Raw genomic sequence first — 13774 nt, 5'->3', positions numbered from 1 at the left:
CCGCCCCGTGAACCACGGCCGGCCGGGCCCGTGCCCCTCAGTCGGAGGCCACCGGCAGGACGTCCGGCGAGAGCGCGCCGGCGTGGACGGAACCGCTCGTCATGCGGCGGCGGTGATGGCGCCGGCACAGCACCTCGTAGCCGACCTCCTCGGCCGGGCTGCTCACATCACCGACGACGACCTGCTCGCCCTCCACCACCATCTCGCCGCCCACCGTACGGGCGTTGTGCGTGGCCCGCTCGCCGCACCAGCACATCGCCTCCACCTGCAGCGTCTCGACCCGGTCCGCCAGCTCGATCAGCCGCCGTGAGCCGGGGAAGAGCTTCGTACGGAAGTCGGTGGTGATCCCGAAGGAGAAGACGTCCAGGTCCAAGTCATCGACGACCCGCGCCAGTTGGTCGATCTGCACCGGTTCCAGGAACTGCGCCTCGTCGACGATCAGGTAGTCGACCCGGCCGCCCTGCGACACCCGGTCGACGACATAGCCGTACAGGTCCATGCCCTGCACCGCCTCGACCGCCTCGGTCACCAGGCCGAGCCGTGAGGAGAGCTTCCCCGACCCCGCCCGGTCGTCCCGGGTGAAGTTCAGGCCCTGCAGGCCTCTCGCCGACCGGTTGTGCGCGATCTGCAGCGCCAGCGTGCTCTTTCCGCAGTCCATCGTTCCGGAGAAGAACACAAGCTCGGGCATGAGGGGTCGAACACCTTTCGGAACGGGCGGAGCGGGGAGGGCGGCGGAGTGGAACGGCAGGGCCTACGAGCGTACTTCGAGGAGCGGGACGAGCTGCTCGACGGGGGTCATCGAGCCGTGCATGCCGACCATCGCGGACTCGTGCGGCTCGTTGCGCGAGGCGGTGATCACCACGTCGTCGTGGGCCGCCGCGACCACGTCGCCGATCCGGCCCAGCACCCGCTCGTCGATGCGCGGGCCGAACCAGCCCGCCTCGACGGCCTCCTCACGGCTCGCCACCCAGAACTGCTCGCCGAGCACCTCGCGCCAGACGGTCAGCACATCGGCCTCGGCGCCCGGCACGGCGTAGACATGACGGGCCCGGCCCTCGCCGCCGAGCAGGGCCACTCCCGCGCCCAGCTCCCAGTCCTCGTCGAAGTCGATCCTGGACTGTTCGTCGAACGGGATGTCGATCATGCCGTGGTCGGCGGTGATGTAGAGCGCCGTGCGCGGCGGGAGCTGTTCGGCGAGGCGCCGGGCCAGCCCGTCGACGTACATCAGCTGACCGCGCCAGGCGTCGGAGTCGACACCGAAGCGGTGCCCCTTGCCGTCGACCTCGCTGTAGTACGTGTAGACCAGCGACCGGTCACCGGCGGCCAGCCGCTCGGCGGCCACGTCCATCCGCTCCTCGCCGGTGAGCCGGCCCAGGAACGAGCCGCCGCTGAGCGCGACCTTGGTGAGCGGGGTCTGCTCGAAGGTGGGGGCGGAGACCTGTGCGGTACGGACTCCGGCGGCGTCGGCGAGCTGGAAGACGGTGGGGTAGGGCTGCCAGACCTTCGGCGGCGTCCAGGGCTTCCAGCGGAGCTGGTTCATCAGCTCGCCGGTCTCCGGATTGCGGGCCGTGTAGCCGGGCAGTCCGTGCTCGCCCGGCGGCAGCCCGGTGCCGACGGAGGCCAGCGAGGTCGCGGTCGTCGCCGGGAAGCCCGCCGTGATCGGGCGGCCCGTGCCGCCGCGCGAGGTGGGCAGGAGGGAGTGCAGGAACGGCGCCTCGTCGGGATGCGCCTTGATCTGCTCCCAGCCGAGGCCGTCGATCAGGAAGACGCAGTTCCGGTCGGCGGGGGTGAGCTCGGGGATCGCGGCCGTGAAGCCGGGGACCTCCTGTCCCGCGACGAGGGTGGGCAGCAGGTCGGCGAGCGAGCCGCTGCCGTACTCCGGGACGGGAGCGGTGTCGACGGGCAGCAGTACCGGGTCCTGCCAGGAAGGCTGGACCATCAGCGGCCGGCCGCCGCGGTCGCGGCCGTGGCCTCGGAGAGCGCCTGGGCGAACGCGAGGGTCTGGCGCACGGTGTCGGGGCCGTCGCCGGCCTCGCTGACCCGCAGGCTCAGGTCGTCGGCGGTGGAGCTGCCGGTGTAGCCGTGGTCGGCCTCGCAGTTGGGGTCGCCGCAGGCGGCGGGCTCCAGGTCGATCCGGGAGACCGCGCCCCAGCCGATGGTCAGGACGACCTCGCGGGGCAGGGTGCCCGGGACGTACTTCTCCGGGTTGGCCACGACCCGGCTGACCACGACCGAGGAGATCCGGTCGAGCTTGACCGACTCGGTGGAGGTGGTGGCGTACGGCGTCGGGGAGCTGGTGTCGGCGTTCTGCTCGTCGGTGTGGCTGACGATGAAACGGGTGTCGGTGAGCACCAGCACCGTGACGTGGCGGCGCACCTCGTTGGAGTCGAAGGTGGTCTCCTGGTGCACCAGGTACGAAGCGACCGGCTCACCGCCGACGGCGGCCTCCACCGCCTCGGCCACGAGGGCCGGGTAGTAGCCGCTGCGCTCGATCGCCGCGCGCAGCCCCTGGGTCGTCGTACCGGTCTTAGCCATACGCACCATCCTACGGGGGGCTGATGGCTGCCGGGGACGGTCCCGCCGCCGCTGCCCGGCGGGTCCGGGGTGGCGCGGGTCAGTAGTTGGACAGCCGCCGGGGGCCCAGGTCGGTACGGGCCGGGGGCGGCGAGAGCCGGACGCTCGCCCCGAGCACGGTCAGCCCCTGGGTGGCGACCACGACCGGTTCCAGCGCGATGGAGACCACCTCGGGGTGGTCGTCGACCAGCCGGGAGACCCGCAGCAGCAGTTCCTCCAGCGCGGCGGTGTCCACGGGGGCCGAGCCGCGCCAGCCGAAGAGGACGGGGGCCGCCCGGATGGAGCGGATCAGTTCGGCGGCGTCGCGGTCGGTGGCGGGGACCAGCCGGTGCGCGGTGTCGCCGAGGAGTTCGGAGGGTGCGCCGGCCAGGCCGAAGGAGAGGACGGCGCCCGCGGCCGGGTCGATGGTGGCCCGTACGACGGTGTCGACGCCGCGCGGGGCCATCGCCTGCACGACGGGCCGCAGCTCGGCGGGCTTGCCGAGGAGGCCGGTCAGTTCGCCGTACGCGCGGCGCAGCGCGGACTCGCCCCCGAGGTCCAGCCGGACCCCGCCGAGGTCGGCGCGGTGGCGCAGGTGGGGTGCGGTGGTCTTCAGTGCCACCGGGTAGCCGAGCCGGCCGGCCGCTGCCACGGCCTCCTCCGGGCCGGGCGCGGGCAGCGTCGGCCGGACGGCGATGCCGTAGCAGGCCAGGAGTTCACGGGCCTCGTCGTGTTCCAGGGGCCTGCCGCGCGGATCGGGGTCCCGGCCGAGCAGGGTGTCGATGAGGGCGGCGGCGGCCGGTTCGTCGATGGTGTCGTCGAGGAACTCGGGCACCTTTCCGGGGACGGCTGCCTGCCGGCGCCACTGGGCGTACTTCACGGCTTCGGCGAGCGCCCGGACCGCACGTTCGGCGGCGGGGTAGGCGGGGATCCGGCCGGGGACGCGGGGGGCTTCGGGGTCGGTGGCGGCGGAGTCGTCGGGGGCGGGGGCAGTGGCGGCGGGGGCAGTGGGCGGGGCCGGGCGGGACGCGAGGGGGGCCGCCGCCGGGCGTTGCTGGGCGACCGTGCTGGTGGCGGCGGCCAGCGCCTCCGCCAGGCCGCCGATCTCCACATGGACCACGGCCACCGGCTTCGCCGGGCCGGTGGCGGCCGCCGCGCGCAGGGCGGTGGCCAGGACCTCCCCGTCGCCCGTCTCCGCCTCGCCGTCCTCGCCCACCCACGGGATCGCCGTCACGATGACCGCGTCGCAGCCGCCGTCGGCCAGCGCCTCGGCCAGCGCGTCCCGGAAGTCCTGCGGGGTGGCGGCGGTGGTGAGGTCGACGGGTGGGCGCGGGCGGAGCCCCTCCGCCAGGCAGGCGTCGTACGTGAGCAGGCCGAGGGACTCGGAGTTGCCGAGGATCGCGACCCGGCCGCCCGCGGGGAGCGGCTGGCCGGCCAGGAGCAGTCCGGCATCGACCATCTCGGTCACCGTGTCGACGCGGATCACGCCCGCCTGCCGCATCAGCGCGGAGACCGTGGCGTCCGGGATCCGGCTGACGGGGACGGCGTGGCCGGGCGGGGTGGAGCCGCTGTGCCGGGCGCCCTTGACGACGACCACCGGCTTCACGGCCGCCGTCCGCCGGGCGAGGCGGGTGAACTTGCGGGGGTTGCCGAGCGACTCCAGGTACAGCAGGGCGACGTCGGTGTCCGGGTCCTCGTACCAGTACTGCAGGAAGTCGTTGCCGGAGATGTCGGCGCGGTTGCCGGCCGAGATGAAGGTGGAGAGGCCCGCGCCGCGCCGGTAGAGCCCGGAGAGCAGCGCGATGCCGATGGCGCCGGACTGGGTGAACAGGCCGATGCGCCCGGAGGCGGGCCGTTCGGGGGCGAGGGAGGCGTTGAGCCGGACCGCGTCGGAGTTGTTGATGATGCCGAAGGCGTTCGGGCCGATGATCCGCATGCCGTACGAGCGGGCCTGGCGGACCAGTTCGCGCTGGCGTTCACGGCCCTCGGCGCCCCATTCGGCGTATCCGGCGGAGAGGACGACCAGGCCCTGGACGCCGTGTTCGCCGCAGTCCGCGACGGCCTCCGGCACCCGGTCGGCGGGTACGGCGACGACCGCGAGGTCGACGGGTTCGCCGATCTCGCCGAGGGAGCGGTGGGCGGGGACGCCGTCGATGGTGTCCTGGTCCGCGGCCAGGGCGCTGTTCACGGCGTAGACGCGGCCGGTGAAGCCGGCGCCCAGCAGGTTCCGCAGGACCGTGCGGCCGACGCCTCCGGGCGTGCGGCCCGCGCCGATGACGGCGACGGAGCCGGGGGCGAGCAGCCGCTGCACGGACCGGGCCTCGGCGCGCTGTTCGCGGGCGCGCTGGACGGCGAGGGACTCGGCGGTCGGTTCGAGGTCCAGGGTGAGGTGGACGGCGCCGTCCTCGAAGCTGCGCTGCTGGGTGTACCCGGCGTCCCGGAACACCTTGATCATCTTGTTGTTGGCGGGCAGCACCTCGGCGGCGAAGCGCCGGATGCCGCGTTCGCGGGCGACGGCCGCGATGTGTTCGAGGAGGGTCGAGGCGACACCGCGGCCCTGGTGCGCGTCCTGGACGAGGAAGGCGACCTCCGCCTCGTCGGCCGGCGCCGACGCGGGCCTGCCCTGGGCGTTGATCCGGTCGAAGCGGACGGTCGCGATGAACTCGCCGCCCACCGTGACGGCCAGTCCCACCCGGTCGACGTAGTCGTGATGGGTGAAGCGGTGGACGTCCTTGGCGGAGAGCCGGGGGTAGGGAGCGAAGAAGCGGTAGTACTTCGACTCGTCGGAGACCTGCTCGTAGAAGCTGACCAGCCGTTCGGCATCGTCCGTGGTGATCGGCCTGATACGGGCGGTGCCACCGTCGCGGAGCACCACGTCCGCCTCCCAGTGATCGGGGTAGGCGTGATGCGGACTCTGCTCCGGAGAGGGCTGCATGGCCAAAGCCTACGGCTCCGTCAGCGGTCGCGTGGGTGCCGGGGCCGGGGCAGTCTGAGGGTGGCCGATCGACGGCAGGGCGCGCGCTGCGGGCGGTCCGGGAGTCGGCCCGAGCATCGCGCACTGCATGAGAGACTGGTCTAGACAACCATTGATTCGTGAAGGGCAGAACCATGGCTGAGCGCCGCGTCAACGTCGGTTGGGCCGAGGGCCTGCACGCCCGCCCCGCTTCCATCTTCGTCCGTGCCGCCACGGCTTCCGGGGTCCCCGTGACCATCGCCAAGGCCGACGGCAACCCGGTGAACGCGGCCTCCATGCTCGCGGTGCTCGGCCTCGGCGCACAGGGCGGCGAGGAGATCGTCCTCGCGTCCGACGCGGACAACGCCGAAGCCGCTCTGGACCGCCTGTCCAAGCTGGTCGCCGAGGGGCTCGACGAGCTCCCGGAGACCGTCTGACCCCGACCGGTCACCACGCGGGCCTTCCCGCGAAAGAGCCGCGGCACCCCCGACCGGGAGCCGCGGCTCTTTGGTTTACGCAAAAGGCACGGGCAGCCGAATGACCGCACAGCGGCGAATTCGGGCAGCTTAAAGAAAGCCCTGCGGAATGCCTATTCTTTGTATACGGCGCAATTGTTAATGCCGGCCGCTCGCGGTGTTTACGGCATGTTGCGAAGTCCTCACCCGGCCGGCGTGGGCCGCCGCGGCGTCCGGCCGGCCGGGGCGGCGCAGCCGGTGCGCGGCGGTGGCCCGCTCGGCGTGCTGGGCGGCCAGGGCCCTCGCCCGTTCCGCGTCACCGCGCGCCACGGCGTCCACGATGGCTCCGTGCTCGGCCCAGGACTCGGCGGGGCGGGCGGGCTGCTCGACCGCGTACATCCAGGCGATCTTGTGCCGGAGCTGGGTGAGCAGAGCGATCAGGCCGGGGCTGCCAGAGGCCTGCGCGAGCGTCTCGTGGAACCAGCCGCCCAGGGAGCGCAGGTCCTCGCCCTCGCCGCGGCGGGCCCGCTCCTGACCCAGCCTGACCAGGCCGCGGAGGACTTTGAGGTGCGCGTCGGTGCGCCGCTGGGCGGCCCTGGCCGCGCCGAGCGGCTCCAGCAGCATCCGCACCTCCAGGAGGTCGGCGGCCTCCTGCTCGGTGGGCTCGGCGACGCAGGCTCCGGCGTGCCGGCGGGTGACCACGAATCCCTCGGACTCCAGGGTGCGCAGCGCTTCCCGTACCGGGACGCGGGAGACCCCGTAACGCCGCGCGAGCACCTCCTCGGTGAGTCGGCTGCCGCGCTCGAAGACACCCGAGACGATGTCTTCACGGATTGCCGTGCATACCGAATGCGCCGGAATGCGCATGTCCGAACCTCCGCCTTAATCCCCGCGAAACGCGGCCGATCGACGCCTGTCCTGTGACTCTATTGCAATGCGGTCGCATTTCCGATGCCGGGTGGAAATTCATGAATATCTTTTGGTCACCGACCGGTCCGGACGGGTGCGGCGCGCATGGCGACGCGGCGGCGGGGAACGCCGAAGGCCCCGGCGTGGTCGCCGGGGCCTTCGGGGAGTCTTCGGACGGTCAGACGGTGACGCCGTGGGCGCGCAGGTAGGCGACCGGGTCCATGTCGGAACCGTACGACGGCGTGGTGCGGGCCTCGAAGTGGAGGTGCGGCCCTGTGGAGTTGCCGGTCGAGCCGGAGAGCCCGATCTGCTGCCCCTGGCCGACGCTCTGGCCGACGGAGACACCGATCGAGGAGAGGTGGCCGTACTGGGTGTACGTGCCGTCCGTCATCCGCAGCACGATGTTGTTGCCGTACGCGCCGCCCCAGCCGGCCTCGACGACCGTGCCGGCGCCGACGGCGACGACGGAGCTGCCGGACGCGGCGTGGAAGTCGATGCCCGAGTGGCTGCCGGAGGACCAGAGGGAGCCGCTGGACTTGTAGCCGGTGCTCACGTACGAACCGGCGACGGGGAGCTGGAAGGAGCCGAGCCGGGCGCGCTCGGTGGAGCGGGCGGCGCGCGAGGCGCCCTCGCGGGCCGCCTCGGCACGGGCGGCGGCCTTCGCCTTCGCGGCAGCCTTCGCCTTGGCCTTCGCGGCGGCCTCGGCCTTCTTCTTGGCCTCCGCCTTCTTCTTGGCGTCCGCCTTGGCCTGGGCCTTCTTCTTCGCGGCGTCGGCCTGGTGCTGCTGCGCGTCCGCCTGTGCGGCGATCCGGTCGGCGAGGTCACCCTCGATGGCGATGACCTGGGTGAGACCGGTCTCGCTGACGGCGGGGGTCTCGGCGTCCGAGGCGAGGGCCGGGGAGGCCAGTCCGCCGATGACGCCGGTGGTGGCGAGAGTCGCGATGCCGACGGCCTTCGCGCCGGTGCGCGTCAGACGGCTCGGGGCACGGTGCTTCCCGGTGGCACGGGTGAACGCCATGAAGTGGCTGGTCCTTTCCTTCCTTCTCGCCTACCGGGTTAGCTGACGGGTTCGGAGCAGGAAGGTCTCCTACGGATCCCCCGGCCTCGTGCGAGGCTCAGGCATCCGATTCACCCCAGGGACTGAGTGGGTCCCCGGCTCCCCAGGCTCGCGCCTGACGGGGACTCGGCGATGGCTGCCCGGTACGTCGCGGATGCGGCATACGAGTGACAGACAGCGGAGCCGACGCTAAACGGGGGCACTTCCCGCCACCAAACGGACAGGCCGTTTTGTAGCGCATCCCACAGGGCAGACAGGCAACCTCCCCCACAAAACAGACAAAAGGGAAGCACCTGACGGGGCAGGCCCCGTCAGGTGCTTCCCTTTGCCCGGGTATCGGGCGAAACGAGCGGTCAGCCGGCGACGACCGACACCTCGCCGATGCCGAGTGCCCGGACGGGCTCCTCGATCTGCGAGGCGTCCCCGACCAGGACCGTGACCAGCCGGTCCCCGGGGAAGGCGTTGACCACGGCGGCCGTCGCCTCCACCGTGCCGGTGTCGGCCAGGCGCGCGTACAGCTGCGCCTGGTAGTCGTCCGGGAGGTGCTGCTCGACCTGGTCGGCGAGGGTGCCCGCGACGGACGCGGCCGTCTCGAACTTCAGCGGTGCGACACCGACGAGGTTCTGCACGGCCGTCTCGCGCTCGGCGTCCGTCAGGCCCTCGGCCGCCAGGGTCCGCAGGACCTTCCACAGGTCCTCCAGCGCCGGGCCGGTGGACTCCGTGTCCACGGAACCGCTGATGGCGAGCATCGCGGCCCCCGTCGCACCGGCGGCGGAGCCGGGCGCCGAGGAGCGCAGCACCTGGGCGAAGGCCCGCACGCCGTAGGTGTAGCCCTTCTCCTCGCGCAGCACCCGGTCGAGCCGGGAGGTGAGCGTGCCGCCCAGGCAGTACGTGCCGAGCACCTGGGCCGGCCACACGCTGTCGTGCCGGTCGGCGCCGATCCGGCCGATCAGCAGCTGCGTCTGCACCGCACCCGGGCGGTCCACGATGACCACGCGGCCGGTGTCGTCGGCGGTGATCGGCGGGACGGGGCGCGGCGCGGCGGTGTTGCCCGACCAGTCGCCGAGGGTGTCGGCGAGCAGCGCGTCCAGGTCGATCCCGGTGAGGTCGCCGACGACCACCGCGGTCGCGGTGGACGGCCGGACGTGTGCGTCGTAGAAGGCGCGCACGGCCGCCGAGTCGATCCGCTCCACGGTCTCCTCGGTGCCCAGGCGCGGGCGCGACATGCGGGCCGTGGCCGGGAAGAGCTCCTTGGAGAGCTGCTTGGCGGCGCGCCGGGCGGGATTGGCCTGCTCGTGCGGGATCTCGTCGAGCCGGTTGTTCACCAGCCGCTCGATCTCGCTGTCGGCGAAGGCGGGGGCCCGCAGCGCCTCGGCGACCAGGCCGAGCGCCTTCGCGAGCCGGGAGGCCGGCACCTCCAGGGAGACCCGGACACCGGGGTGGTCGGCGTGCGCGTCGAGCGTGGCACCGCACCGCTCCAGCTCGGCGGCGAACTCCTCGGCGCTCTGCTTGTCGGTGCCCTCGGACAGGGCGCGCGACATGATCGTGGCCACCCCGTCCAGGCCCTCGGGCTCGGCGTCCAGGGGCGCGTCGAGGAAGATCTCGACGGCCACGACCTGCTGGCCGGGGCGGTGGCAGCGCAGCACCGTGAGGCCGTTGGGCAGGGCGCCGCGCTCGGGTGCGGGGAAGGCCCAGGGCCTGGCGACGCCGGGTGCGGGCTGCGGGTGGTACTCCATCGAAACTCCAGTCGCGGCAGCGTCGGTCACTTGTCCGCTCCTTCGTGCGCGTCGTTGTCGGTGGCGGCGCCGTCTTCCGCCTCTTCGGCGGATTCGGCCGACTCGACCGGCTCGTAGACCAGCACCGCCCGGTTGTCGGGGCGCAGCTGGGCCCTGGCCGCCGCCTTGACCTCGTCGGCCGTGACGTCGAGGACCCGGTGCACGGCGGTCAGGGCGAGCTGGGGGTCGCCGAACAGCACCGCGTACCGGCACAGTTCGTCGGCGCGGCCCGCGACCGTACCGAGACGGTCCAGCCACTCGCGCTCCAACTGGGCCTGCGCGCGCTCCATTTCCTCGGGCGTGGGCCCCTCCTCGGCGAACCGGGCGAGCTCCTCGTCCACCGCGGACTCGATCTGCGCCACCTCGACGCCGCCGGACGTCTTGACGTCCAGCCAGCCGAGCGAGGGCGCACCGGCCAGCCGCAGCAGTCCGAATCCGGCCGCGACGGCCGTACGGTCGCGGCGGACCAGGCGGTTGTGCAGCCGGGACGACTCGCCGCCGCCCAGTACGGTCAGCGCGAGGTCGGCGGCGTCGCACTCCCGGGTGCCGTCGTGCGGGAGCCGGTAGGCGGCCATCAGCGCACGCGCCGGGACCTCCTCGCGGACCTCCTCGCGCAGCTGGCCGCCGATGGTGCCGGGCAGCGCGCCGTCACGCGGCGGCTGCTTGCCGTCGTGCGAGGGGATGGAGCCGAAGTACTTCTCGATCCAGGCGAGGGTCTGCTCGGGGTCGATGTCGCCGACGACCGAGAGCACCGCGTTGTTGGGCGCGTAGTACGTACGGAAGAAGGTCTGCGCGTCCTCGAGGGTCGCGGCGTCCAGGTCGGCCATCGAACCGATCGGGGTGTGGTGGTACGGGTGGCCCTCCGGGTAGGCGAGCGCCGTCAGCTTCTCGAACGCGGTGCCGTACGGGACGTTGTCGTAGCGCTGGCGGCGCTCGTTCTTGACGACGTCACGCTGGTTCTCCATGGACTCCTCGTCGAGCGCGGCGAGCAGGGAGCCCATCCGGTCGGCCTCCAGCCACAGGGCCAGCTCCAGCTGATGCGTGGGCATCGTCTCGAAGTAGTTGGTCCGCTCGAAGCTGGTTGTCCCGTTGAGGGAGCCGCCGGCGCCCTGGACCAGCTCGAAGTGTCCGTTCCCCTTGACCTGGCCGGAGCCCTGGAACATCAGGTGCTCGAAGAGGTGAGCCAGACCGGTGCGTCCCTTGACCTCGTGGCGCGAGCCGACGTCGTACCAGAGGCACACCGCGGCGACCGGGGTCAGATGGTCCTCGGAGAGCACCACGCGCAGGCCGTTGGCCAGACGGTGCTCGGTCGCTGTCAAGCCGCCGGAGCCGGCCTGGGCTGTGGCCGTGTGACCCATGGGCATGTACGTCCCTTCGATCGCGATACTGGATGTGATGCGAGACCTGCCACTGTAAGCAAGCGCACCGACACCTGGCGAAGTTCCCGTACCGCGAAAGTTCGCGAGAACGAGCGTTCCGGCCGCTCCGGGACGGGTGGAGAACGCCCTTTGGGACGGGTCGAGGTCGGGGTTGTCAGTGGAGCGGTCCACAATGGTGCGCGTCAGAACCTGAGGTTGCCCGAACCGAATCCGTGAAGGAGTCGCAGCAGCGATGGCCCGCCGCAGCACGAAGACCCCGCCGCCGGACGACTTCGAGGAGAAGATCCTCGACATCGACGTCGTCGACGAAATGCAGGGCTCCTTCCTCGAGTACGCGTACTCCGTGATCTACTCACGGGCCCTGCCGGACGCCCGTGACGGCCTGAAGCCGGTGCACCGCCGCATCGTCTACCAGATGAACGAGATGGGCCTGCGCCCGGAACGCGGCTTCGTGAAGTGCGCCCGCGTGGTCGGCGAGGTCATGGGTAAGTTGCACCCGCACGGCGACGCGTCGATCTACGACGCGCTGGTGCGGATGGCACAGCCGTTCTCCATGCGGCTCCCCCTCGTCGACGGACACGGGAACTTCGGCTCGCTCGGCAACGACGACCCGCCGGCCGCCATGCGGTACACCGAGTGCCGGATGGCCGACGCGACGTCGTTGATGACGGAGTCGATCGACGAGGACACCGTCGCCTTCCAGTCGAACTACGACGGCCAGGAGCAGGAGCCTGTCGTCCTCCCGGCCGCCTACCCGAACCTCCTGGTCAACGGCACGACCGGGATCGCGGTCGGCATGGCGACCAACATGCCGCCGCACAACCTGGGCGAGGTCATCGCCGCCGCCCGCCACCTGATCAAGCATCCGGGCGCGGACCTGGAGACCCTGATGCGGTTCGTCCCCGGTCCCGACCTGCCGACCGGCGGCCGGATCGTGGGTCTGGGCGGCATCAAGGACGCCTACGCGGCCGGCCGCGGCTCGTTCAAGATCCGCGCCACGGTCGCCGTGGAGAACGTCACCCCGCGCCGCAAGGGCCTGGTCGTCACCGAACTGCCCTTCACCGTCGGCCCGGAGAAGGTGATCGCCAAGATCAAGGACCTGGTCTCGTCGAAGAAGCTCCAGGGCATCGCGGACGTCAAGGACCTCACCGACCGCTCGCACGGACTGCGTCTGGTCATCGAGATCAAGAACGGTTTCGTGCCGGAGGCCGTCCTGGAGCAGCTCTACAAGCTGACGCCGATGGAGGAGTCCTTCGGCATCAACAACGTGGCGCTGGTCGACGGCCAGCCGCTCACGCTGGGGCTCAAGGAGCTCCTGGAGGTCTACCTCGACCACCGCTTCGACGTGGTCCGCCGGCGCAGCGAGTTCCGCCGGACCAAGCGCCGCAACCGGCTGCACCTGGTCGAGGGTCTCCTCGTCGCGCTGATCGACATCGACGAGGTCATCCGCCTCATCCGCTCCAGCGACAACTCGGCGCAGGCGAAGGAGCGGCTCATCGAGCACTTCTCGCTGAGCGAGATCCAGACCCAGTACATCCTGGACACCCCGCTGCGCCGGCTGACCCGGTTCGACCGGATCGAGCTGGAGAGCGAGCGGGACCGGCTCAACGCCGAGATCGACGAGCTGACCGCGATCCTGGAGTCGGACACCGAGCTGCGCAAGCTCGTCTCCACGGAACTGGCCGCTGTCGCGAAGAAGTTCGGCACCGACCGGCGCACGGTGCTGCTGGAGTCGGCCGGATCGCAGGTGGCCTCGGTGCCGCTGGAGGTCGCGGACGACCCCTGCCGGGTGCTGCTGTCCTCGACCGGGCTGCTGGCGCGCACCGCCAACAACGAGCCGATCGAGTTCGCCGAGGACGCCAAGCGGGCCAAGCACGATGTGATCGTGTCGGCGGTCGCGGCCACCGCGCGCGGCGACATCGGCGTGGTGACGTCCACCGGGCGGCTGATGCGGCTGCCGGTGATCGATCTGCCGCAGCTGCCGGACACCCATGCGGCGCCCAACCTCTCGGGCGGGGCGATGGTCGCGGAGTTCCTCACGCTGGACGCGGACGAGGAGGTCGTCTGCCTCACCACGCTGGACGAGGCGTCACCGGGGCTGGCGATCGGCACCCTGCAGGGCGTCGTGAAGCGCGTGGTGCCCGACTACCCCGCGAACAAGGACGAGCTGGAGGTCATCACCCTCAAGGACGGTGACCGCATCGTCGGCGCGGCCGAACTGCGCACCGGTGAGGAGGACCTGGTCTTCGTCACCTCGGACGCGCAGCTGTTGCGCTATCCGGCGGCGCAGGTGCGTCCGCAGGGCCGTCCGGCCGGCGGTATGGCGGGCGTGAAGCTCGCGGCGGGGGCGGAGGTGCTCTCGTTCTCGGCGGTGGATCCGGCGGTGGACGCGATGGTGTTCACGGTCGCGGGTTCGCACGGCACGCTGGACGATTCGGTACTGACGTGCAAGCTCACCCCGTTCGACCAGTACCCGCGCAAGGGCCGGGCGACCGGCGGGGTGCGCTGCCACCGGTTCCTCAAGGGCGAGGACGTGCTGGTGTTCGGCTGGGCGGGTGCGACGCCGGCCCGGGCCGCGCAGAAGAACGGCACGCCGGCGGCACTGCCCGAGCCCGATCCGCGGCGCGACGGTTCCGGCACTCCGCTGGAGAACCCGGTCGCCGTGATCGCCGGCCCCGTGTAGGCCGCCGGCC

The 13774-nt window shown here is 72.0% G+C and carries 10 protein-coding genes and 1 riboswitch; of the genes, 2 read left to right on the top strand and 8 right to left on the bottom strand.

Annotation, left to right across the window (positions count from 1 at the left end):
- Positions 1-37: 37 nt before the first annotated feature.
- The 4 genes from OG408_RS29905 to OG408_RS29890 all read right to left on the bottom strand — a co-directional run bounded on the left by OG408_RS29905 (position 38) and on the right by OG408_RS29890 (position 5488).
- Positions 38-688 (bottom strand): thymidine kinase, encoded by a 651-nt coding sequence (locus OG408_RS29905; protein WP_266783777.1) that lies wholly within the window; start codon positions 686-688, stop codon positions 38-40.
- Positions 689-751: 63 nt separating this feature from the next.
- Positions 752-1939 (bottom strand): alkaline phosphatase family protein, encoded by a 1188-nt coding sequence (locus tag OG408_RS29900; RefSeq protein ID WP_266783775.1) that lies wholly within the window; start codon positions 1937-1939, stop codon positions 752-754.
- Positions 1939-2535, bottom strand: a complete 597-nt coding sequence (locus OG408_RS29895; protein WP_136327834.1) for a DUF5998 family protein — start codon at positions 2533-2535, stop codon at positions 1939-1941. Before OG408_RS29895 ends, OG408_RS29900 begins: the two co-directional genes overlap by 1 nt.
- Positions 2536-2614: 79 nt before the next feature.
- The gene (locus OG408_RS29890; protein WP_266783773.1) at positions 2615-5488 is read right to left on the bottom strand and encodes a bifunctional acetate--CoA ligase family protein/GNAT family N-acetyltransferase; all 2874 of its coding nucleotides are present in this window, start codon (positions 5486-5488) and stop codon (positions 2615-2617) included.
- A gap of 173 nt (positions 5489-5661) precedes the next feature.
- On the opposite strand from OG408_RS29890, the gene OG408_RS29885 reads away from it, so the two are divergent.
- Positions 5662-5943, top strand: coding sequence for an HPr family phosphocarrier protein (locus OG408_RS29885; RefSeq protein WP_136327836.1), 282 nt, complete (start codon positions 5662-5664; stop codon positions 5941-5943).
- A gap of 177 nt (positions 5944-6120) precedes the next feature.
- Here OG408_RS29885 and OG408_RS29880 read toward each other — a convergent pair whose 3' ends face one another.
- From OG408_RS29880 to OG408_RS29865, 4 genes are all read right to left on the bottom strand, one after another.
- Positions 6121-6828: a GntR family transcriptional regulator gene (locus OG408_RS29880; RefSeq protein WP_266783771.1), complete on the bottom strand. Its 708-nt coding sequence runs from the start codon at positions 6826-6828 to the stop codon at positions 6121-6123.
- A 220-nt stretch (positions 6829-7048) separates the two neighbouring features.
- A complete protein-coding gene (locus OG408_RS29875; RefSeq protein WP_266783770.1) occupies positions 7049-7888 on the bottom strand; it encodes a M23 family metallopeptidase in 840 nt (279 codons plus the stop codon).
- 13 nt (positions 7889-7901) lie between these two features.
- Positions 7902-8069, bottom strand: a riboswitch (cyclic di-AMP (ydaO/yuaA leader).
- 211 nt (positions 8070-8280) lie between these two features.
- On the bottom strand, positions 8281-9663 hold the full coding sequence (locus OG408_RS29870) for a M16 family metallopeptidase (RefSeq protein WP_266786494.1): 1383 nt from the start codon (positions 9661-9663) through the stop codon (positions 8281-8283).
- A 26-nt stretch (positions 9664-9689) separates the two neighbouring features.
- Positions 9690-11066 carry a M16 family metallopeptidase gene (locus OG408_RS29865; protein WP_326672932.1) on the bottom strand — a complete coding sequence of 459 codons (1377 nt, stop codon included), beginning with the start codon at positions 11064-11066 and terminating at the stop codon, positions 9690-9692.
- Between the two features lie 247 nt (positions 11067-11313).
- On the opposite strand from OG408_RS29865, the gene OG408_RS29860 reads away from it, so the two are divergent.
- On the top strand, positions 11314-13764 hold the full coding sequence (locus OG408_RS29860; protein ID WP_326672930.1) for a DNA gyrase/topoisomerase IV subunit A: 2451 nt from the start codon (positions 11314-11316) through the stop codon (positions 13762-13764).
- Positions 13765-13774: the final 10 nt, after the last annotated feature.

The organism is Streptomyces sp. NBC_01257 (genome assembly GCF_035917255.1).
GTDB lineage: Bacteria > Actinomycetota > Actinomycetes > Streptomycetales > Streptomycetaceae > Streptomyces.
This window is presented reverse-complemented; position numbering and strand designations above follow the sequence as displayed.

Excerpts from the sequence above, each read along its gene's own strand:
- OG408_RS29865 (WP_326672932.1), bottom strand. The coding sequence starts at position 11,066 with ATGCCCATGGGTCACACGGCCACAGCCCAGGCCGGCTCCGGCGGCTTG.
- OG408_RS29860 (WP_326672930.1), top strand. The coding sequence starts at position 11,314 with ATGGCCCGCCGCAGCACGAAGACCCCGCCGCCGGACGACTTCGAGGAG.
- OG408_RS29880 (WP_266783771.1), bottom strand. The coding sequence starts at position 6,828 with ATGCGCATTCCGGCGCATTCGGTATGCACGGCAATCCGTGAAGACATC.
- OG408_RS29900 (WP_266783775.1), bottom strand. The coding sequence starts at position 1,939 with ATGGTCCAGCCTTCCTGGCAGGACCCGGTACTGCTGCCCGTCGACACC.
- OG408_RS29895 (WP_136327834.1), bottom strand. The coding sequence starts at position 2,535 with ATGGCTAAGACCGGTACGACGACCCAGGGGCTGCGCGCGGCGATCGAG.
- OG408_RS29890 (WP_266783773.1), bottom strand. The coding sequence starts at position 5,488 with ATGCAGCCCTCTCCGGAGCAGAGTCCGCATCACGCCTACCCCGATCAC.
- OG408_RS29870 (WP_266786494.1), bottom strand. The coding sequence starts at position 9,663 with ATGGAGTACCACCCGCAGCCCGCACCCGGCGTCGCCAGGCCCTGGGCC.
- OG408_RS29875 (WP_266783770.1), bottom strand. The coding sequence starts at position 7,888 with ATGGCGTTCACCCGTGCCACCGGGAAGCACCGTGCCCCGAGCCGTCTG.
- OG408_RS29905 (WP_266783777.1), bottom strand. The coding sequence starts at position 688 with ATGCCCGAGCTTGTGTTCTTCTCCGGAACGATGGACTGCGGAAAGAGC.
- OG408_RS29885 (WP_136327836.1), top strand. The coding sequence starts at position 5,662 with ATGGCTGAGCGCCGCGTCAACGTCGGTTGGGCCGAGGGCCTGCACGCC.